Annotated in this window: 18 protein-coding genes; 3 read left to right on the plus strand and 15 right to left on the minus strand. The window is 74.1% G+C overall.

The genetic code is table 11. The features are described from left to right. Positions 1–4 precede the first annotated feature (4 nt). Positions 5–1,423, minus strand: coding sequence for a sensor histidine kinase (locus GA0070558_RS20510; protein ID WP_091282774.1), 1,419 nt, complete (start codon positions 1,421–1,423; stop codon positions 5–7). A gap of 10 nt (positions 1,424–1,433) precedes the next feature. Then, positions 1,434–2,090, minus strand: coding sequence for a response regulator transcription factor (locus tag GA0070558_RS20515; RefSeq protein WP_043962785.1), 657 nt, complete (start codon positions 2,088–2,090; stop codon positions 1,434–1,436). A 127-nt stretch (positions 2,091–2,217) separates the two neighbouring features. On the opposite strand from GA0070558_RS20515, the gene GA0070558_RS20520 reads away from it, so the two are divergent. Beyond that, positions 2,218–2,556, plus strand: a complete 339-nt coding sequence (locus tag GA0070558_RS20520; RefSeq protein WP_091282776.1) for a DUF952 domain-containing protein — start codon at positions 2,218–2,220, stop codon at positions 2,554–2,556. Between the two features lie 162 nt (positions 2,557–2,718). After that, a complete protein-coding gene (locus tag GA0070558_RS20525; protein WP_091282778.1) occupies positions 2,719–3,261 on the plus strand; it encodes an acyltransferase in 543 nt (180 codons plus the stop codon). Between the two features lie 57 nt (positions 3,262–3,318). Here GA0070558_RS20525 and GA0070558_RS20530 read toward each other — a convergent pair whose 3' ends face one another. The 4 genes from GA0070558_RS20530 to GA0070558_RS20545 all read right to left on the minus strand — a co-directional run bounded on the left by GA0070558_RS20530 (position 3,319) and on the right by GA0070558_RS20545 (position 9,922). Continuing rightward, positions 3,319–5,076: a CDP-glycerol glycerophosphotransferase family protein gene (locus GA0070558_RS20530; RefSeq protein WP_176734288.1), complete on the minus strand. Its 1,758-nt coding sequence runs from the start codon at positions 5,074–5,076 to the stop codon at positions 3,319–3,321. Positions 5,077–5,306: 230 nt separating this feature from the next. After that, positions 5,307–7,694, minus strand: a complete 2,388-nt coding sequence (locus GA0070558_RS20535) for a DUF6077 domain-containing protein (RefSeq protein ID WP_091282780.1) — start codon at positions 7,692–7,694, stop codon at positions 5,307–5,309. A 168-nt stretch (positions 7,695–7,862) separates the two neighbouring features. Beyond that, positions 7,863–8,825 (minus strand): Gfo/Idh/MocA family protein, encoded by a 963-nt coding sequence (locus GA0070558_RS20540; protein WP_077937092.1) that lies wholly within the window; start codon positions 8,823–8,825, stop codon positions 7,863–7,865. After that, on the minus strand, positions 8,822–9,922 hold the full coding sequence (locus tag GA0070558_RS20545) for a DegT/DnrJ/EryC1/StrS family aminotransferase (protein ID WP_077937091.1): 1,101 nt from the start codon (positions 9,920–9,922) through the stop codon (positions 8,822–8,824). Before GA0070558_RS20545 ends, GA0070558_RS20540 begins: the two co-directional genes overlap by 4 nt. 204 nt (positions 9,923–10,126) lie before the next feature. On the opposite strand from GA0070558_RS20545, the gene GA0070558_RS20550 reads away from it, so the two are divergent. Further along, a complete protein-coding gene (locus tag GA0070558_RS20550; RefSeq protein WP_091282782.1) occupies positions 10,127–11,200 on the plus strand; it encodes a lysylphosphatidylglycerol synthase transmembrane domain-containing protein in 1,074 nt (357 codons plus the stop codon). A 17-nt stretch (positions 11,201–11,217) separates the two neighbouring features. Here the strand turns inward: GA0070558_RS20550 and GA0070558_RS20555 are convergent, their stop codons facing one another. From GA0070558_RS20555 to GA0070558_RS20595, 9 genes are all read right to left on the minus strand, one after another. Continuing rightward, the gene (locus tag GA0070558_RS20555; RefSeq protein ID WP_091282784.1) at positions 11,218–12,456 is read right to left on the minus strand and encodes an acyl-CoA reductase; all 1,239 of its coding nucleotides are present in this window, start codon (positions 12,454–12,456) and stop codon (positions 11,218–11,220) included. Between the two features lie 76 nt (positions 12,457–12,532). Continuing rightward, positions 12,533–13,582 carry a LuxE/PaaK family acyltransferase gene (locus GA0070558_RS20560; protein WP_091282787.1) on the minus strand — a complete coding sequence of 350 codons (1,050 nt, stop codon included), beginning with the start codon at positions 13,580–13,582 and terminating at the stop codon, positions 12,533–12,535. Continuing rightward, positions 13,579–15,000 carry an AMP-binding protein gene (locus tag GA0070558_RS20565; protein ID WP_091282789.1) on the minus strand — a complete coding sequence of 474 codons (1,422 nt, stop codon included), beginning with the start codon at positions 14,998–15,000 and terminating at the stop codon, positions 13,579–13,581. The genes GA0070558_RS20560 and GA0070558_RS20565 overlap by 4 nt, the downstream gene beginning before the upstream one ends. Beyond that, positions 14,997–15,752, minus strand: a complete 756-nt coding sequence (locus GA0070558_RS20570; protein WP_043962777.1) for an SDR family NAD(P)-dependent oxidoreductase — start codon at positions 15,750–15,752, stop codon at positions 14,997–14,999. Before GA0070558_RS20570 ends, GA0070558_RS20565 begins: the two co-directional genes overlap by 4 nt. After that, positions 15,745–15,984: an acyl carrier protein gene (locus GA0070558_RS20575; RefSeq protein ID WP_091282791.1), complete on the minus strand. Its 240-nt coding sequence runs from the start codon at positions 15,982–15,984 to the stop codon at positions 15,745–15,747. Before GA0070558_RS20575 ends, GA0070558_RS20570 begins: the two co-directional genes overlap by 8 nt. 33 nt (positions 15,985–16,017) lie before the next feature. Beyond that, the gene (locus tag GA0070558_RS20580) at positions 16,018–16,650 is read right to left on the minus strand and encodes an acyltransferase (protein WP_218107046.1); all 633 of its coding nucleotides are present in this window, start codon (positions 16,648–16,650) and stop codon (positions 16,018–16,020) included. Next, a complete protein-coding gene (locus tag GA0070558_RS20585; protein ID WP_091282794.1) occupies positions 16,647–17,837 on the minus strand; it encodes a glycosyltransferase family 4 protein in 1,191 nt (396 codons plus the stop codon). Before GA0070558_RS20585 ends, GA0070558_RS20580 begins: the two co-directional genes overlap by 4 nt. A gap of 117 nt (positions 17,838–17,954) precedes the next feature. Continuing rightward, positions 17,955–18,887 carry an NAD-dependent epimerase/dehydratase family protein gene (locus GA0070558_RS20590; RefSeq protein WP_077937082.1) on the minus strand — a complete coding sequence of 311 codons (933 nt, stop codon included), beginning with the start codon at positions 18,885–18,887 and terminating at the stop codon, positions 17,955–17,957. 27 nt (positions 18,888–18,914) lie between these two features. Beyond that, positions 18,915–20,057 carry a DegT/DnrJ/EryC1/StrS family aminotransferase gene (locus tag GA0070558_RS20595; protein ID WP_077937081.1) on the minus strand — a complete coding sequence of 381 codons (1,143 nt, stop codon included), beginning with the start codon at positions 20,055–20,057 and terminating at the stop codon, positions 18,915–18,917. Positions 20,058–20,079: the final 22 nt, after the last annotated feature.

Raw genomic sequence — 20,079 nt, forward strand, 5'->3', positions numbered from 1 at the left:
CCGGTCAGCCGGCGTCGTCCGCGACCGGGGCGGGGGCGGGTGCCGCGTCGACCGCGTCGGGGGCCGGGAACCACAGGCCGGCCACCAGCCCGCGCGGCTGCCCCGGCCGCATGGTGAGCCGGCCGTCGGAGGCGTCGACGAGGACCGCCACGATGGTCAGCCCGAGCCCCGCCCCGTCGACGTTCTGCACCTCCGGGGCCCGCCAGAACCGCTCGGTGGCCCGGTCGAGCTGGTCGAGGGTCATGCCCGGTCCGGTGTCCCGGACCTCCAGGGCCACCCCGTCGTCGGCGCGCCCGACGCTCACCGTCACCTCGCCGCCCGTGCCGCTGAACTTCACCGCGTTGTCGATCAGGGCGTCGAGCGCCTGGTCGACCGCGGTCGGCACGGTCCGGGCGTACGCCGGGCCGTCGGCCGTGGCCAGCCGGAGGGTGACCGACCGGTGCCGGGCCAGCGGCTGCCACGCGGCGACCCGCGACGCGGCCACGGCCGCCGCGTCGACGGTGACCCGCTGGTTCTCCTCGCGCTCGGCACGCGCCAGGGTGAGCAGGGCGTCGAGCAGCAGCGCCAGCCGGTCGGTCTCCTCCAGCGCGAGCCGGTGCTCGGCCCGCCCCTGCGGGTCGGTCAGGCTCGGCCCCAGCTCCTCGACCCGCAGTCGCAGGGCGGTCAGCGGGTTGCGCAGCTGATGGCTGGCGTGGGCGACGAACGCCCGCTGCCGGTCCATCACGTCGGACACCACGTCGGCCATGTTGTTGAAGCTCGCCGCCAGGCGGCGCAGCTCCGGCGGGCCCAGCCGGTGCTGGACCCGGGCCCCCCGGTCCCCCTCGGCGATCTCGTGGGTGACGGCGTCCAGCTCGGTGACCGGGCGCAGCACCCACCCGGCCAGCCCGAACGCGGTGAGCACGCAGGCCAGCACGGCGACGATGCCGGTCGCCGCGAGCAGCAGCCACCACGCGGTGACGGTACGGCGCAGCGCGCCGGCCGGGGTGGTGATGACGACGGCGCCGAGCACCTCGCCGCCGTCGTTGATCGGCACCGCCACCACGACGGGCCCGTCCGCCCACGGCCACACCGAGCCCGGGGCGCTGAACTGCTGCCCGGCCAGCGCGTTGTCCAGCGCCGACTCGGTCCCGGCACCCGACCGCCAGCTGCGCGACGCCACCACCGTGCGGCGGTCCCGGTCGACCACCGCCGCGCCGATGCCGTACAGCTCGTCGTAGCTGCTCAGCTCGCCGCCGAGCGGCCCGGGGACGCCGCCGCGCAGCGCCGGCCCGGCGAGCGAGGCGAACCGGGTGGCGTCGGCGAGCCGGTCGGCGCGCACCAGGTCGGTCTCCCGGGTGGCCAGGGTCGCCGCGAGCGGGGTCTCCAGCGCGACGAGCACCAGCACCATCAGCAGCAGGTAGCTGATGACCAGCCGACGACGCACGGGGCTCCCCTCACTCCCCGCGCAGCCGGTAGCCGACCCCGCGTACGGTCTCCACCAGCCGGGGGTCGCCCAGCTTGCCGCGCAGCGACCCGACGTGCACCTCCACGGTGTGCCGGTCGGCCCAGGTGGTGCCCCACACGTCCAGCAGGATCCGGTCGCGGGACACCGCCACCCCGAGCTGCCGGGCCAGCGACACCAGGATGTCGAACTCCTTGCGGGTGAGGGTGACCTCCCGGCCCGCGACCGTGACGGTCCGGGCGGCGACGTCGATGCGCACGGGCCCCGCCTCGATCACGTCCCGCTCCGGGGCGGCGTGCGCGGCCCGACGCAGCACCGCCTCGATCCGGGCCTGCAGCTCGACCATCGAGAAGGGCTTCACCACGTAGTCGTCGGCGCCCAGCCGCAGGCCCAGGACGCGGTCGCGTTCCTCGCCCCGGGCGGTGACGGCGATGATGCCGAGCTGGGCGCTGCGCCGACGCAGGGCGCGGCACAGGTCGGTGCCGTCGCCGTCGGGCAGGGTCAGGTCGAGCAGCACCAGGTCGCAGGGCGCGGCGCGCAGCGCCGCCGCGACGGTGGCCGCGTGCTCCACCTCGTAGCCGCGGCGGGTCAGGGCGGACGACAGGGCGGCGGCCACCCGACGGTCGTCCTCGACCAGCAGGATGCGCAACCCGCCTCCCCGGTTCCTCGTTCTCGACCGTGGAATGGTCGCAGACGTGCCGACCGGGCGGGAGGGCCGCCCGGTCAGTCCCCGTGTGCCCGTCCCGCCGGGGCGGTCCCGGCCGTAGGCTGCCGGGGTGATCTACAAACTGCTGACCGGTACGGAGTGGGAAGCCGCCCGCGCCGCCGGGCACTTCGCCGGCTCGGCGGTGGACCGCCAGGACGGGTTCATCCACCTCTCCGCCGCCGGTCAACTGGTCGAGACCGCCCGGCGGCACTTCGCCGGCGCCACCGGGCTGACCCTGCTCGCCGTCGATCCGGCGGCGCTCGGCGCGGCGCTGCGCTGGGAGCCGTCGCGGGGCGGCGAGCTCTTCCCCCACCTGTACGCGGCGCTGCCGGTCGCCGCCGTGGTCGAGGCGCACGCCCTGCCGGCCGACGTGCCGGCCGCCGACGCGGTCGCGCGCCTGCTGGGCTGACCGCTCGCTATGCTCACTCCCGGCCGACGCCCCGGCCGGGCCCTCCGAGCCCACCGCCGGGCGCGGCAGCCCCCGATCCCGCGCGGACGGCGGCGAACACCCGCCGTCGTTCCGCCGCGTCCACCGCCGGCGCCCGGCGCCCCGAGCGATGCGAGTTGAAGGATGACTGACACCACCGAACAGCCTGCCGCGACCTTCGTCCACCCCAGCGCCGACGTGGAGGAGGGCGCCCGAGTGGGCGACGGCACCAAGGTCTGGCACCTGGCCCACATCCGGTCCAGCGCCCGGGTCGGCGCCGGCTGCGTGATCGGTCGCAACGTGTACGTCGACGCCGGCGTCACCGTCGGCGACCTCGTGAAGATCCAGAACAACGTGTCGGTGTACCAGGGCGTGACCATCGAGGACGAGGTCTTCGTCGGCCCGTGCGCCGTCTTCACCAACGACCTGCGCCCCCGGGCGCAGAACCCGGACTGGACCATCACGCCGACGCTGGTCCGCCGGGGCGCGTCGATCGGCGCGAACGCCACCCTCGTGTGCGGGGTCGAGATCGGCGAGTACTCGATGGTCGCCGCCGGTTCGGTGGTCACCCGGGACGTGGCGCCGTACCAGCTGGTCGCCGGCAACCCGGCGCGGCCGAAGGGATGGGTGGACGAGAAGGGTGAGGTCGTCTCCCGCGACGTGACCAGCCCGCGCCGCCCCGACTGACGGTGGTACGGCGAAAGGGGGCGGCAGGTGCCGCCCCCTTTCGCCTGGCGTCGCCGATCAGCCGCAGAGGCGGCCGATCTCCTGCCGGAACCGCTCCATCGAGTTCGGCTCGTCCGGGCCGAGCAGGTAGACCTTCAGGTCCCGGCGGGCCTCGGTCATCGGGTCGTCGCCGGCCCGGGTGAGCGCGACGATCTTCTCCAGCTCGCCGCAGTCGCGCGACAGAAGGTACGCGCCCCGGGAGGTGGGGAAGTTGCGGCGGAAGTCGTCCTCGGGCAGGCCGCTCGGGTTCGCCACCACGTACGGGCGCTGGCTCTGCACGAAGTCGGAGACCACGCTGGAGATGTCGCTGATCAGCAGGTCCGTCTGGTTGAAGCAGTCGAACAGGGCCGGGACCCGGCCGGTGACGACCCGGTGGCGGGGGCCGTCGAGGGAGCTGGCGTCGACGTCGCCGCCGGCCGCGCCGATCAGCTCCACCACCCGCTCGTGGACGGCCTTCGCCTCCTTGGACCGGGTGCCGGTCAGCGGGTGCGGCTTGTAGATCAGCCGCAGCGACGGGCGGGCGGCGAGCAGGCCCCGGACGATCCGCTCCCCCATCAGCACCAGCGACGTGTGGTACGGGTCGTCGTCGAGCCAGCCCTCCCACGTCGGCGCGTAGAGCACGGTGAAGGGCCGGTCGGGCGACTCCGAGCCGAACGTGTGCACGCCCGCGAGCTGCGGCCGTCCGATCTCGACGATGTCGGCGTCCAGCACGCCGACGCCGGCCCGCGCGTACCGCTCCCGGCCCGCCAGGCCGGCGACCCACACCTCGTCGTACACCTTGCTGTACGGGTTGACGCTGGCCTGCTTGTCGCTGTCGCCGTGCCCGACGAAGACGTGCTTCATGCCCGGCTCCCGGAGCATGTGGATGTTCGCGCCGACGTTCGCCGCGTACATGGCGGCGCGGACGCTGCCCAGCTCCAGGTTCATGAAGTCCACCCCGGCCGGCACGCAGATCACCGGCAGCCGGGTGTCGGCCAGCTCGTTGAACGCCTCGCGGCTGCGCATCAGCACCACGGCCCGCCGTTCGAGGGCCTCGGTCGGGGCCAGCCACATGTTGGCCTGGTAGACGTCCTTCGCCGGGCCGGCGAAGTAGAGGGCGACCTCGGGCCGGTAGGAGTCCAGCCACTTCTGCACCGCCGGCAGCACCGGGCTCTTGCCGGTGCCCCGGCCCCGCAGCCAGGTCAGCGCGACGATGCCACCGGCCACGGCCGCGGCGAGCACGGCGGCGGCAGCGCCGGCCAGCACCGGCGCGGCGTCGTCCCACAGCGCCGAGAGCACGGCCGCCGGGACCAGCAGCAGGTTGCACATGGCGAGCCGCTCACCGGCGACCCCGGCCGCCCACTCGGGCGGGCGCGGCGCCGAGCGCATCGGGCCGAGGTCGATGTTGCGCACCAGCGCGGAGACCGGGTTGCGCCGGTCGATCATGCGGTTCAGCGCCCCGGCGAAGACCGCGATCACCCAGGTCACGGCGGGCAGCAGCAGGATCGCGGTCAGCTCGACCGAGCTGGGCCGGATCGCCGAGACCACGAGCAGCACGGCCGAGAGGTCGCGGGTGAGCTGCCGGTAGCCGCGGCCGAGGCCGACCTTCTCCAGCAGCGTCATGGTGGGCGCCGACCACCGGGCGAGGGCGAACTCACCGGCGATCGCGGCGATCCCGCTCACCGCGAACACCCAGACCGCGCCGAGGGCTCCCGCGGCGAGCGCGATCAGGTAGAAGAGCAGCAGCACGGCCCCGCGAGCGGCCACGCCCGCCGGTCCCATCAACTTGCCGAACAACGGTTACTCTCCCCCAACGAGATCGGCGACGGGGCCGGGCCCCTGCGGGACCGGCCTCCTCGTTCAGTGCGGCTAGCGGCGGGGACCCCCCGTGTGTCGTCCTGGTCCCACTCGCCCCCAGACCTTAACGCGAGACGAACGGCGAGCCATATTCGGGTATTACGGGCTTCGTCCCGTTGCTACCCGATCGGCCCCCGACCGCGCCGTCGGGCGGGTCGGGGACCGGCCGTTCAGGGCTGCCGGAAGCAGCGGACCGAGCCGGGGGCGAACCGCCGGGCGTACATCTCGTAGCCGAGCCGCTTGAGGGCGGCCTTGGCCTCCAGGTTGACCCAGTAGACGCAGATGGTAGTCACGTCCAGCCGCTCGATGGACGCCTTCACCTCCGCGTCGGGGGCGATCGCCGTGCCGTCGGCGAACGCGGCCAGGCGCTGCCGGTCGCGGACGAAGTCGGAGTTCTGGTCGTACTCGACGAGGTAGCCGTCGCGGGGCATCACGACCCGCAGCCGGCTGCTGACGATGGGGGCGACCCGCATCAGCGTCGACGGGGCGAGCAGCAGGCCCGGCTCGCGGGGCAGCCCCTCGATCCACTGGACGATCTCCAGGCGTTGCTGCGGCAGCTTCCACAACGGGCGCGGCGCCACCTCCATGAAGCTGTCCCTGCTCCACATCGGCACGCCGAACGTCGCGAAGCAGAAGATCAGCGAGCTGGCGACGATGAGGCCGACCAGCCGGGACACCCACGGCAGCCGAGGCAGCCGGACGGTGCAGAGGATCCCGATCAGGCCGGGCAGGGCGAGGATCCAGGGCACCCGCCACAGCACCGCGGACACGCCGCTGGCCTCGGCGAGCGCCTCCAGCACGCCCGGCACGAACAGCACGCTCATGGTCAGCGCCGCGCCGGCGGCGAGCAGCCGGGGCGCGCGCCCCCGGACGAGCAGGGGCGCCAGCCACAGGGCGAGGCCGCCGATCACGCCGAGCACGCCCACCAGCAGGGTGCGGCGGTAGGTGCCCTCGGCGTCGAAGAACTGGGTCTCGCCCCCGGCGGTGGCGACCGGCCCGAGCACCAGCCGGGACACCAGCACCCCGCCGATCGGGTAGGCCAGCGCGGCGACGCCCGCGGCCAGCGCGGTCCCCCAGCGGCCCACCAGGAGCATCGCCAGGCCGGCCGCGCCGACCAGCAGCGGCAGGATGATCGCGGACGTCGTGGACAGCCCGGTCGCCACCACGGACAGCGCGGCGATCAGGAACAGCTTCCACCTCGACCGGGACTCGAACCAGTCGGTCAGGTAGACCCACATGAGCGGGACGACCGCCGAGACGAACATGCCCTTGCCCTCGTAGAGCCGGGGCAGGTGGAAGGTGCCGAGCGCGGCGTCCGAGCCGACCACCAGGTAGAGGTAGGTGATGGCCACGACGAACGCCAGCACCGGACGGCGGGGCGCCCAGCGGTGCACCAGCCGCCACAGGGCCAGCACCGCGAGCACGGCCAGGGCCGGCAGCAGCACGAACCAGGTGGCGTCGGCGGCGTGCAGGCCCAGGAACCGGGCGAGCGCACCGGCGAAGACCTCGATCGAGGCGGTCGGCGGCTGGGTGCTCAGCGGGGCGGCCACGTTCTCGGTGAACAGGAAGTCCCGCACCGGGACGATGTCCCGCTCGGCCACCCACACCGACTTGCCGAGGTAGAAGACGTCGTCCTTGCTGTTGCGGGCCATGTAGAGCGAGGAGACCGCGACGCCGGCCGAGACGAGCAGCACGAAGAGCGCCTGCCAGCCCGTGGCGGTCGGCTCCGGCGGACCGGTGCGGGCCAGCCAGGCCCGGCGGGCCAGCAGCGCCGCGCCGACGGAGGCGGCGAGCCCGAGGCCGGTCGGCACCCACCACGACGCGAGCCCGCCCATGCCGGCGATGACGGCGGCGGCGATGCCGAGCGCGGCGGTGACCACGCCGACGGCGAGCCACCACCAGCGCGCCCTCCCGGCCGGCGCGGGGTCGGCGGGTGCGGCCGGCGGCACCGGCGCGACGCGGCGACGCCGTACGGCACGGACCACCCCGAGCACCACGGCGAGGACGGCGAGCGCGCCACAGCACCACAGCCAGCTCAGGAACATCACCGACGGTCGCAGCTCGGCCAGGAAACCCGCGTGGTAGATCACCGTGAACAACGCGAACGCCAGCACGGCGGCGTCGGTGATCCGGCGCGGGAGGGCACCGAAGGCGGCCCCGAACCGCCGGGGGAAGGACAGCCGCGCGGGGGCGGTCGGGGCGTCGGGGGTGCGCTCCGGCGCGGGCGGCTGCTCAGCCGGGTCGGCGGGCTCGGCGCTCGCGGCCGGCTCGGCGCGCGGTGCGCCGGGCTCGTCGCGCGGTGTGCCCGGCTCGTCCTGCGGCGTGCCCGGCTCGTCGCGCGGCGTGCCGGGCGGGTCCTGCGGTGTCGCGGGCTCGTCCTGCGGTGTGCCGGGCTCGTCCTGCGGTGTCGCGGGGCGGTCGTCGGGCGTCTCCGGCTGGGCCTCGCGCGTGCCGGGCGGGTCCTGCGGCGTCTCGGGCTGGTCGTCCGGGGCGCGGGGCAGGTCCTCCGGCGCGCGCTGGTCCTCCACTGCCAGGGCGTCGTCTGCGACGTTCGGCACAGGGGATTCCTTGATTTCTGTCGAGGATTTCTGTCGAGTCGAAGGCGGGCCGCCGGGGCTCGCCCTCGGCGGGCGGCGGCGGCCGGCCGGGCGCACGGTGGGCAAGCCTACCCGAACGCGATCGCCGGCCCGGCCGGCGACACGAGGCCGCCGCCCGGGCCCGCGGGCTCAGCCGTGGTCGGCGAAGAGCCGGCCGACGGCCCGGTGCGCCGGGAGGATCGACCGCCGCTCCGCGTCGGCGTCGGCGGTGCCGGCGAGGAGGTCCAGGAAGTGGTCGAGCTGGGCGGCCAGCGGCTCCCGGCCGGAGACCAGCTCCGGCACCTCCATGATGCTCTGCTGCCGGTAGCCCCGGCCGTCGGGCGTCGCCGCGTCCAGCGACACGTGCCGGTAGATGGTGACGTCCCGCCGGATCAGGTCCGCCTCGATCAGCCGGTCCACCTCGCTGACGACCAGCGTCCGCACCTTCCGCTGGCCGATCCGGCTCGCCGAGACGTTGGCCAGCGCCGCGCCGCCGAAGGTCAGCAGGGCCTCGGCGACGTCCTCCGCGCCGGGCAGCGAGGACGGGTGGAAGTGGCCCAGCACCCCGCGTACGTCGGTCGGCTCCTGGCCGCCGAACGCCCGGATCGCCAGGTCGACGTCGTGGATCAGCAGGTCCCAGGCCACGCCGGTGCGGATCCGCGGCGCGTACGGTGAGTGCCGGGTGACCGTGAGGTGCACCGGGTTGTCGACCAGGGCGAGCGCGGTGAGCACCGCCGGGTTGAACCGCTCCAGCAGCCCGCACAGCAGCGGGACCCCCCGCTTCTCGGCGGTGGCCACGATGTCCTCGGTCTCGTCGAGGCTGCCGCAGACCGGCTTCTCGATCAGCAGCGGCAAGTCGGCGGCGAGCACCTCACCGGCGAGCGCGTGGTGGAACTCGGTGGGGGCGGCGATCACCACCGCGTCGACGCCGGACAGGTTCGACCCGTCGGGCGTCCACCGCGCGCCGTACCGGTCGGCGACCTCCCGGCCGACGGCCTCGCGGGGCTCGACGACCCGCACCAGCCGGGCCCGGTCGGACTGGGCGATGACCCGCGCGTGCAGGGCCCCCATCACGCCCGTGCCGACGAGGGCGAAGCGCACCGGGGCCGTCACGCGCCCGCCGCCTTGCGCACGGCCTCGACGACCCGGTCGACGTCGCCGTCGGCGAGGTGGTGGTGCACCGGCAGGGACAGGCACTGCCGCGCCACCCGCCCGGTGACCGGGGCGGGGTCGGCGACCACCCGGGGGTGCTCCCGGTAGCAGTCGTAGTCGTAGACCGCCTTCGGGTAGTAGATGCCGCAGCCCACCCCCTGCTCGCCCAGCCGGGCGGCCACCTCGTCGCGGCTGACCGGCGCGGCGTCGGTGACCAGCACGGTGTACTGGTGCCAGACGTGCGTCCGGCCCGGCAGCTCGGCCGGCAGGCGCAGCCCCGGCACGTCCGCCAGGCCGGCGTGCAACCGGGCCGCGTTGGCCCTGCGCCGCGCGACGGTGTCGGCGTAGCCGGCCAGCTGCGGGATGCCGAGGGCGGCCTGCAGGTCGGTGAGCCGGTAGTTGTGGCCGGCCACCTCGTACTGGTAGCGCTGGCGCATGCCCTGGTTGCGCAGCACCCGGAGCCGGTCGGCGAGGACGGCGTCGTCGGTGGTGATCATGCCGCCCTCGCCGGTGGTGAGGTTCTTCGTGGCGTACAGGGAGAAGGTGCCCAGGCCGAAGCTGCCGGCCCCCCGCCCGCCGACCGTCGCACCGAGTGACTGCGCGGTGTCCTCGACCAGGCCCAGGCCGTGCCGCTCGACCAGGGGCACGATCGCGCCCATGTCGGCCGGCTGGCCGTACAGGTGCACCGGCATGACGACCCGGGTGCGCGGGCCGATCGCGGCGGCGAGGGCCGCCGGGTCCAGGCAGAAGTCGTCCTCGCGGATGTCGGCGAACCGCGCGGTGGCGCCGGCCTCGAGGATCGCGTTGAGGGTGGCGACGAACGTGAACGGGCTCGTGACGACCTCGTCGCCGGGCCGCAGGTCGAGCACCTCCAGGGCGGCGACCAGCGCCGTCGTGCCGTTGTTGACCGCCACCGCGTGCTCCACCCCGACCAGGTCGGCGAACTCGCGTTCCAGCCGGGCCACCATCGGGCCCTGCGCCAGCACGCCGGAGCGGATCACCTCCACCGCCAGCTGTTCGGCCTTCTCGTCGAGTTTCACGACGGAAATGGGGATCACAGCACGTCTCCTCGGGGTCGGTGGCAGCGAGCACGGTAACAGCGGCGGACGTCGACACGACGGGCGGTGGCCGGCGTCGCGGTAGGAATTCCGCGCGGGCGCGCCGGACGAGTGGGGGCGCGCGGCCTGGGCTAGTGTAGTGCCCTGCTCGGTCCGTCCTCACTTTCCGCTACGGACGAAACGCGACGCGGAGGCACGTTACGCATGGTTCAGACCGTCACGCGGAAGGATGTCGTCACCTCCGGTGCCCCGGAGTCGACCGACGTTCCCGCCGCCCCGGCCGGCCCGCTGAAGCGGTGGCTGTCGCTGGGCGTCCGCGTCGCCGTCGTCGTCGCCATCGCCGCCGGGATGGTCTGGAGCGTCGTCGACCAGTGGCCGCAGGTCCGGTCGACGTGGCTGGGCCTGGCCTGGCAGTCGGTGGTGCTGTCCGTCCTCGCGGCGCTCGCCGGGATGGTGGCCAACACGATGGCCTGGCGCGCCGCCGTGCGTGACTTGGAGCACCGGGTGTCCGTGCCCGCCGCGCTGCGCATCTGCCTGGTGGGCCAGCTCGGCAAGTACATCCCCGGCAGCGTGTGGGCGTACGTGCTCCAGGTCGAGCTGAGCCGGCGGGCCGGCCTGCCCCGGGCCCGCGCCTTCCTGGCCACCCTGGTCTCCCTGGGCCTCGGCGTGACGGCCGCGCTGGGCCTCGGCCTGCTGAGCCTGCCGGCGCTACGCGACGCGGCCGGCGGGGGCGACTCCACCTACGCCGACTCGGTGCGGGTCGCGCTGTGGATCGTGGCGGCGCTGTTCCCGGTCGCGCTGGTCTGCGCGGTGCCGCGGGTGCTCACCGCGCTGGTGCAGCTCGCCCTGCGGGTGCTGCGCCGCCCGCCGCTGGAGCACCGCCTCACCTGGCCGGGTGTGTCGCGGGTCGTGGGCTGGAGCGCGCTGGGCTACGCCCTGTTCGGCGTGCACCTGTGGCTGCTGGCCAACGCCCAGGCCACCCCCGGCATGGAGGGGCTGCTGCGCAGCGTCGGGTCGTTCGCCATCGCGATGACCGTCGGCATGTTCGCCTTCCTCTCCCCCTCCGGGCTCGGCGTACGGGAGGCCGTGCTGGTCGCCGCGCTGGCCCCGTTCCTGGAGGGCAACGGCGGCGTCGGCGCCGCGATGGGCATCGCGCTGGCGTCCCGGCTCATCTTCACCATCGCCGACGTGCTCGCCGCCGGCCTGGCCGCCCTGTCCGGGGTGCGCCAGCTCCGCCGGGCGGCCCCGGCCGAGGCGGCCACCACCTCCGCCGGGTAGGACGCCCGGCGGCAGGGTCAGCGGGTGACGACGCTGGTGATCCGGGTGAACTCGCGCATCAGGTCGTACCCGTCCCAGGTCGCGGCGAAGCTCAGCGCGTCGCCGACCGGGACGATCCGGTCCACCCCGCGCCCGCCCAGCGCGCGGGCGAAGGCGACCAGCTCGTCGGCGGCGAAGCCGAAGTGGGTGACGGTCTGGTCACGGCGCACCACCACCGGCGCGAGGTCGGCGAGGCTGTCGAGGCGGGCCTGCGGGAACGTGCCGACGCCGAGCCAGCGGCGCGGGATGTCGCCTGGCCCGGCCAGCTCCACCGTCGCCAGGTCGTTGCCGTCGAAGCGGATGGCCGTCGCCACTCCCTCCACGGCCAGGCCGTAGGTGGCGACCCGCTTCTCCACCGCCATCGCGGCGTCCACCTCGGGCCGCTTGGCGTCGAGCACCGTACGCAGCCGGGCCAGCAGGTCCGTGCGGGCGGCGTCGGTGCTGGCCGGGTCGCCGACCCAGTAGACGGTGCGGGGCGAGGCGCAGGCGGCCTGGTCGAACCAGTACGAGTCGTTGTAGAGGCCGAGGGCGGCGGCGTCGCGCTCGGCCTCGGCGGCGGCGAGCCAGCCGGCCGCCCCGATCACCGTGAACGACGACCGGTCCGGGAAGGTCAGGTCCCGGGCGTGCGGGGCGAGCGGGTGCCGGCGGATCTCGCCGACCGACCGGTCGCCGCCCCAGATCACCCGCAGGTCCGCGGCGGCCGACAGCGCGGCGGTCACCGCGTCGTCCCGCCCGTACGTGACCATCCGCTGGGTCTGCCGGACCACGTCGTCGGCGTCGGCGAGGGTGTCGTCGAGCGCGTCGAGCACCGCGTCGGCGGCACCCGCCGACCGGGACGAGATCCGTACCACGTTGGCGTTGCCGGCGAGCGCGGACAGCGCCCACGAGTAGACGAAGATGGTGTCCACGTTGGCCGGCGGCACGTGGAAGACCAGCCCCCGCGGGAAGCGGAGCTGGCCGGGCTCGTCCGCGACCCGGGCCAGGGTCTTGGCGATCTCGCCCCGGCGCAGGAAGAAGCCGAGGGAGGCCAGCTCCGGGTGCCGGCGGGCCACCGCCGGGCGCAGCAGCCGCCGGGCGAACGCCACCAGGAACTCGACGATCCGGTCGTCGCCGACGGTCAGCGGGCCGCCGGCCGGCACCGCGCGCAACGCGCCGACCAGGTCGTCGACGGCGGTCGCACCGCCGGCCGGGAATCGCTCGACGACCTTGCCGCTCATGCCCGCCCCTCGCTGCGCCCGGTGCCGGCAGGAGGCGCCGACGCGCCCTGCCCGATGATTCGCTCGCTGCGCCCGCTCATGCCGCCGCCTCCGCGAACGTGTCGCTGCACCCGCGCGCCTCGGCGCGGGGCAGCCGGCCCAGGATGGAGAACCGCTTGCCCGGCCAGGCCCCGTCGTCGACGCCGTGCACGACGCCCCGGTCCTCGGTGAGCAGCAGGTGCCCCGGGTACGACCGGGGCATCGTGCTGACCACCTGCACCACCCCGGGGGTGCCGACGGGCACCTCCGCCCAGGTGTGCGGGTCGCGGACGATGACGTCGGCGAACTCGGGGCAGTAGAGGCCGCCGCCGTCCGGCCCCTCCAGGAACGTCGTGCCGATCTGCTCGACCATCCCGTAGAAGTTGTGGATGCGCCGCAGGCCCGTGTCGGCGGTGAAGCGGCGGCGGAACTCCGCGTTGTCGACCGCGCGGTCGACCAGCTTCTTCCAGCCGCCGCTGTGGATCAGGATGCCGTTGCTCAGGTCGAACCGGTGCTCGCGGGCCAGCTCGTAGAGGTAGAGCCAGGTCATGAACGTGAAGCCGAAGATGAGGAACGGCTGGTCGCCGTGGCGGCCCAGGAAGTCGCGCACCGCGTCGGGGTCGGGCCGCTCCTGCTCGTCGAGGACGAAGGTGTGGTCGCGGCCGAAGTTCATCAGGCCCAGCACCCCGGCGCCCCGGGCGGAGAACGACGTGCGGTTCTTGAACAGGGCCTTCGTGTCGACCAGCAGCATCGGCAGCCGCTTCGTGCCGATCACCGCGCTCAGCGTGGCCGACAGCATCTTCTGCTGCACGCCCGCCGCCTCCTTGTCCAGGTAGATCCGGCTGACGTCGCCGGTGGTGCCGGAGGAGGTGAGGACCTTGAAGACCTCGTCGTCGCCGATGCTCTTGAGGACGTGGTGCTTGAACAGCCGCACCGGCAGCCAGGGCAGGTCGGCGACCCGGTCGTAGCGGCGGCCGGGCAGGTGGCCGAGGGAGGCGAGCAGGCGGGCGTACTCGGGGCTGCGGGCCCGGTGGTGCTCGGTCAACTCGACCAGCTCCGGCAGGAGCCGGGCCTCGCGGGCCGCCTGGTCGAGGGCGAACAGGGTCATACCAGCGCCTCCAGGGAGCGGTAATCGATCTTGCCGTTGGGCAGCTGCGGCAACCGCTCGACCGTACGCACGTCGAAGCCCGACCGGTGCAGCCGCAGCCGCTCCGCCAGCCGCCCCGCCAGGGCCCGCGCGCCGTCGTCGGTGCCGCCCTCGACGAAGACGACGACCCGGTCCGGGCCGGACACGGCGACGACGGGCCCCTGGTCGCGGGCCAGCTCCTCGATGTCGTGCAGGTTGACCCGGATGCCGAAGACCTTGCCGAACCGCTTGAGCCGGCCGCGCAGCCAGACGAACCCGTCGGCGTCGAGGCAGCCCAGGTCACCGGTGCGCAGCACCCCACCCTGCTCGTCGCCGCGGGTCAGGTCGGCGGCGCTCTCCGCGTACCCCATCATGACGTTGGGGCCGCGGTAGACCAGCTCGCCGACCACGCCGGGACGGTCGGTCTCCGCGCCGTCGGGGCCGAGCACCGTGAACGAGCCGCCGGGCAGGGCCGGGCCGACCGAGCCGACCCGGTCGGGCAGCGCGTCGGCCGGCAGGGTGCTCATCCGGGGCGCCGCCTCGGTGCAGCCCCACATGACGTGGAACCGGCCGCCCGTCTCGGCGATCCTGGCGTGGAAGGCGAGGATCGTCTCGTCGCGCAGCTTGCCGCCGGCCTGGGTGAGGGTGCGCAGCGTCGGATACTTCGCGGGGCTCCACCGGATCCGGTGCAGCATCTCGTAGTTGTGCGGCACCCCGGCCAGCGACGTCGCGCCGTACGCCGACACGGCCTGCCAGAACTCGCGGGCCAGCACGCCGCCGTCGACCACCAGGACGGTCGCGCCGGCGGCGAGGTGGCTGTTGAGCACGGACATGCCGAAGCTGTAGTAGAGCGGCAGGCTGGTCGGGGCGACCTCGTCCGGGCCGATGGCCAGCACCCGCGCGATGGCCGCCGCGTTGGACTCCACGGCGGCGCGGGAGAGCCGGACGAACTTCGGGTCCCCCGTCGAGCCGGACGTGGCCAGCAGCACCGCGAGGTCCGGGTGCGGCTGGTCGGCGCAGGCCCGCTCGCGGACCCACACCGGGCCGAGCACCTCGTCGTCGACCGCGCGGTAGTCCCCGGGCCGCTCGCCGGTGTCAGCACCCGCGCCGCCCTCGGCGAGGCCCACCACCACGGCCGGGGAGAAGCGCCGGACGAAGTCGGCCAGCACCGCCGGGTCCAGCGCCGGGTCGAGCAGCGCCACCGGGCGCTGCGCGCGTAGCGCGCCCGCGTACCGCAGCACCGCCGGCACCGACGTGCCGCTGCGGGCGAAGACCACCCCGGGCGGGAACCCGGCGTACGCGGCGGCGTGCCGACCCACCTCGGCGGCGAGGCCCGCGCCGCCGAGGACGGCACCCGTGGCGGCGTCGATCAGCCGGGCGCTCGGGGCGACCAGGTTCACGGGACGAGCCCCCCGTCGACGCCGAGCACCTGACCCGTCACGTAGCGGGCGGCGTCGCCGGCCAGGAACCGGATCACGTCGGCCACCTCGTCGGGGTCGCCGAGCCGGCCGAGCGCGGCGGCTGCCGCCTGCCGGTCCAGCACCTCGGCGGGCAGCGACGCGGTGAGGTCGGTGCGGATGACCCCGGGCGCGACGGCGTTGACCCGGATGCCCCGGCCGCCCAACTCCCGCGCGGCCGAGCGGGCCAGCGCGGCCACGGCGGCCTTCGACGCCGCGTAGACGGACTGGCCGGCCGCCCCGTACGTGCCGACGACCGAGGCGAGCAGCACGATGGAACCGCCCCGCCGCTCGGTGCCGTCGGCGCTGCGGCGCTTGCGGGCCATCGCCCGACCGGCGGCCTGCACGGCGGCGACCGCCCCGGCGACGTTGACGTCCAGGGTGCGGCGGACGTCGTCGGCGCGCAGCATGCCCAGCAGGCCGCTCTCCATGATCCCGGCGTTGGCGACCAGCACGTCCAGCCCGCCGTGCGCGGCGGTGACCTGCTTGACCGTGGCGCCGACGGCGTCGAAGTCGGCGACGTCGAGCCCCAGGCCGTGCCCGCCGAACTCCTTGGCCACCGCCTCGGCCCGGTCGGCGTCGCGGCCGGTGACGACGACCGTGGCCCCCGCCTGCGCGAGGGCGCGGGCGGTGGCGAGGCCGATGCCGCGGGTGCCGCCGGTGACCAGGGCCACCCGGGCGGTCAGCTCACTCATCGACGCTGAGGCCCCGCAGCATGTCGAGGGCGACCTTGAAGCTGCTCATGTCGATGACCTGTTCGGTGTCGAGCTGGACGTCGAACTCGTCCTCGATGGCGGCGACGAGGGTCATGTGGCCGAGGGAGTCCCACTGCTCGATGCCGCGGTAGGTGAGGTTCTCGACGTCGGTGCCCTCGGGCAGTTCCAGGGCGTCGACGAAGACGCCGTGCAGGCGGTCGGTGAGGCTCATGATCGTGCTTTCTCCGTACGTGCTAAGGGGTGGTCACTGCGCGTCGCGGCGCCGCGCGGGCGACCCCCAGACGGGGGCCTCCCCGCGCGCCTGCGCCTCGGCCCGCAGCGCGGCGTTCTCGGCGCGGACCCGCTCGGCCTCCGCCCTGAGGTACTCCTCGTCGTAGCGTTGGAAGACCCGCGCGGGGTTGCCCGACACCAGACTGTAGGCCGGAACGTCTTTCGTCACGACAGACAGCGGGTTAACGGTGGCACAATCACCGATGGTGACACCCATCATGATCACGCTGTTGCCGCCGATGAAGCAGCCCTTGCCGATCCGCACGGGCTTGCGCTCGATCAGGTCGCTGCCGGGGTGGTTCTCCAGCATCATGTTCGCCAGCCAGCTGGAATGGGTGAACACCAGGCAGTTGAGCCCGATGCTGGTGTGGTCGCCGATCTCCAGGCCGCCGCTGGCGTCCAGGACGGTGTTCTCCCCGATCCAGCAGTGCTCCCCCATGACCAGGTTCTCCGGGCTGACGATCTTCGTCCGCTCCCGGATCCGGGTGGTCTCGGGCAGGCCGAGGTAGCGGGCACGCTCGACATCGTTGAGCAGCCCGCCGACGAAGTCGTCGAGGATGCCGGTGCGCAGCCGGTTGCTGCGCTCGTCGGCGGAGAACACACTCATGCTCGTTCCTTCACCATCCGGTCGAACGCCGCCAGGTGCTGGCGGGTGACCACGTCCAGCGTGAAGTGGGAGTAGACCAGGTCGCGCTGGCGCTTGGCGATCCACTCCCGCTCCTCCGGGTCGTCGAACAGCCGGATCACGGCGTCCGCGAGGTCGGCCGGGTCGTCCGGCCGGGCCAGCACGAAGTTCTCCCAGTTGCGCAGGTGCACGGCCGGGAAGTTCGTCTCGGTCACCGTGCCGATCGTCGCCCGGCCGGCGGCCATCGCCTCGAGGCTGGCGGTGCCGAACCCGCCGCCCTGCAGGTCGTGGGCCACCACGTCGGCGGCGGCGAAGTAGGCCGGCACCTCGGCCGACGGGACGACCCCGGTGCTGATCACGGCGTGGGCGACGCCGAGCTCGGCGGCCCGCTTGGCGTACGCGTCGTAGTAGACCCGGCCGATGATCAGCACCCGCGCGTCGGGGTGCTTGGCCAGGATGGTCGGCAGCGCCTCGACCAGGGCGATCCGGTCGCGCAACGGGATGACGTGCCCCAGCGAGACGATCAGCGGCGCGTCGCCGATGCCGTGCCGGGCGCGCACGTCCAGCTCCGGCGTGCCGTCGAAGCGGCTCGGCTCGACCGCCACCGGGATGTACTCGAAGTCGGCCGTGGTCGCGCCGTAACGCTGCGCGCAGTAGCGGGCGGCCAACTCGTCCATGATGACGTAGCGCGGGTGGAACCGGCGGATGAGCGGCCTGACGAGGAACCGGTCCAGCAGCCGGAACAGGGCCGCGTACTTCGGGTCGGGGCTCTCCAGGCGGGTGTGGATGGACAACAGCACCGGGGTCCGGTGCCGGCGCGCGTACTGACCGGAGATCCAGCTCAGGTCGAAGAACTGCCCGTGCTGGTGGATGACGTCGGGGGCGAACTCGGTCAACAGCCGGGACACCCGACGCAGGTTGCCGGGGCGGGCCAAAGCGAAGGCCATGTCGAAGTCGATGGAGAGGCCGAGCTTCGGCATCGGCATCGCGGGCAGCCGGACCACCCGGTAGCCGTCCCGCTCCTCCTCGTCCGGCGCGCCCTGGTAGGCGGCCGTCAACACCAGCACCTCGTGGCCGGCGGCGGCGTAGCGCTCCGCCAGGGCCGCGGAGAGGTGGGAGCTTCCGCCGGGACGGGGCGGGAAGAAGTTGTTGACGACCGCGATCCGCACAGCGGGGACTCCTGTCGAGGTCGGTGTGGGGGCGGGGGGAGAGAGCCGGGGGCTCACCGATGGATCGTACGGGCGGGCGGGGGTGGGCGCCGGGAGCCGACGCCCACCCCGGCCGCGTCAGGCCACCTCGACCTTGATCAGGTCGGTCATCCCGTCCTCGACCGCGATGGTCGGCTCCCAGCCCAGCACCTCGCGGGCCCGGGTGATGTCCGCCGCGCGGCGGCTGACCAGCACCTCGCGCGGGTTGAACTGGGGTTCCACGTCCACCCCGACGGCCTTGATGAGGATCTCGGCGAGCGTGGCCACCGAGGTGTCGATGCCGGTGCCGATGTTGACCGGCACGTTGCCCTGCTCGGCCTCCAGCGCGGCGACCACCGAGCGGGCGATGTCGTGGACGTGGATGAAGTCCATCGACTGCTCGCCCCGGCCGTCGATGATCGGCGGCTGGCCGGTCTTCAACCGCTTGACGAAGTGGTTGATCACGGAGGTGTAGTACGCGGTCGGCTTCTGGCCGGGGCCGTACACGTTGAAGAAGCGCAGGGCGATCCAGTTGAGGCCCTTGCTGCGCTGGTAGAAGGCGAGCAGGTCCTCGCCGGCCCGCTTGGAGATGCAGTACGGGGTGAGCGGGTCGAGCCGGTCGTCCTCGTGCATCGGCAGCTTCTTCGGGTCGCCGTACACGGAGGCGGAGGAGGCGAACACGAGCCGCTTCACGCCGTGGTCGGCGGCGGCCGCGAAGACGTTGTGGTTGCCGACCATGTTGATGTCGATCGACTCGTACGGGTCGGCCTGGCTCTTGTTGATGGAGACCGCCGCGAGGTGGACGACGAGGTCGCAGCCCTTCATGGCCGCGTGCACCGCGCCGCCGTAGCGCACGTCCTGGTCGACGAGTTCGACGTCACCGGTGGCCGCCAGCTTGGCGACCTGCTCCCGGTCGCCGCGGAACATGTTGTCGAAGATGCGGACCCGGTAGCCCTTGTCCAGCAGGAGCGGCACCACGTGCAGGCCGATGAAGCCCGCACCCCCGGTGATGAAGACGGTCTGCTTCGACATGTCGTGCGATGTCCTTCCTGAAGGAGATCAGCGGCCGGTGGCGGCGCTGGCGACGACGTCGACCAGAGTGGCGACGACGGTCTCGACCTGGGAGTCGGTGAGGTTGGCGTGCATCGGGATGGCCAGGTGCCGGGCGAACAGGTCCGCCGAGACCGGGCACGGCGCCGACTGGCCGTAGAGCGGCTGCACGTGCGAGGCGTACGTGCCGAAGGTGCACTGCACGCCGCGCCGGCGCAGCCCGAGGGCGACCGCGCCGCGGTCGATCGAGGGATCGAGGGTCACCACGTACGACTGCCAGGGGTGCTCGCGGTCTGGCGCCTCGTGGGGGGTGACGATCAGCTCGTGGTCCTTGAGCAGCTCGCCGTAGCGGGCGGCGGTGCGCCGCTTGGCGGCGAGCAGGTCCGGCAGCCGGTCGAGCTGGGCGAGCATGATCGCCGCAGCCACGTCGGAGAGCCGGTAGTTGTAGCCCAGCTCGGTGAAGGCCGGAATCGGCAGGTCGGACAGCTCGGCCCGGGTAAGCGCGCCCTCCACCCCGTACGTGTGCAGCTTGCGGGCGTGCGCGGCAAGGTCGTCGCGGTCGGTGACGTAGGCCCCGCCCTCGCCGGCGGTGATGCCCTTGCGACCGTGGAAGCTGAAGGTGGCGACGTCGGCCAGGCTGCCGGCGGGGCGGCCCTTGTAGGTGGCGCCCGCCGCGCACGCGGCGTCCTCGACCAGGAACAGCCCGTGCCGGTCGGCGATGGCCCGCAGCTCGTCGTAGTCGGCCGGCTGGCCGAAGGCGTCGACGGCGATGATGCCGACGGTGCGGGGGGTGATGGCGGCCTCGACGGCGGCCGGGTCCACGGTCCAGATGTCGGGCCGCACGTCGGCGAAGACGGGCTTCGCGCCGGCCCACATCACGGCGTGGCCGGTGGCCGGGAAGGTGTAGTCGCCGACGACGACCTCGTCGCCGGGCCGGACCCCGAGGGTGAGCAGCGCGAGGTGCAGGGCGGAGCCGCAGTTGGCGGTGGTCAGGGCGTGTCGGGTGCCGGTGGCGGCGGCGAAGCGCTCCTCGAAGCGGCGGCAGGTGGGCCCGGCGCCGGCCAGCCAGCCGGAGGCGAAGACCTCGGCGATCGCCGCGAGCTCCGCTTCACCGACGGTGGGCTGGCCGAGCGCGATGACGTCGTCTGACATGAGGCTCCCTAGAAGACGGACC

The organism is Micromonospora haikouensis, from assembly GCF_900091595.1.
In the GTDB taxonomy this organism is placed as follows: domain Bacteria; phylum Actinomycetota; class Actinomycetes; order Mycobacteriales; family Micromonosporaceae; genus Micromonospora; species Micromonospora haikouensis.

Bases quoted from the DNA above. Each gene is read 5' to 3' on its own strand.
- GA0070558_RS20525 (WP_091282778.1), top strand. From the start codon at position 2,719: ATGACTGACACCACCGAACAGCCTGCCGCGACCTTCGTCCACCCCAGC.
- GA0070558_RS20550 (WP_091282782.1), top strand. From the start codon at position 10,127: ATGGTTCAGACCGTCACGCGGAAGGATGTCGTCACCTCCGGTGCCCCG.
- GA0070558_RS20555 (WP_091282784.1), bottom strand. From the start codon at position 12,456: ATGAGCGGCAAGGTCGTCGAGCGATTCCCGGCCGGCGGTGCGACCGCC.
- GA0070558_RS20560 (WP_091282787.1), bottom strand. From the start codon at position 13,582: ATGACCCTGTTCGCCCTCGACCAGGCGGCCCGCGAGGCCCGGCTCCTG.
- GA0070558_RS20570 (WP_043962777.1), bottom strand. From the start codon at position 15,752: ATGAGTGAGCTGACCGCCCGGGTGGCCCTGGTCACCGGCGGCACCCGC.
- GA0070558_RS20575 (WP_091282791.1), bottom strand. From the start codon at position 15,984: ATGAGCCTCACCGACCGCCTGCACGGCGTCTTCGTCGACGCCCTGGAA.
- GA0070558_RS20580 (WP_218107046.1), bottom strand. From the start codon at position 16,650: ATGAGTGTGTTCTCCGCCGACGAGCGCAGCAACCGGCTGCGCACCGGC.
- GA0070558_RS20590 (WP_077937082.1), bottom strand. From the start codon at position 18,887: ATGTCGAAGCAGACCGTCTTCATCACCGGGGGTGCGGGCTTCATCGGC.
- GA0070558_RS20595 (WP_077937081.1), bottom strand. From the start codon at position 20,057: ATGTCAGACGACGTCATCGCGCTCGGCCAGCCCACCGTCGGTGAAGCG.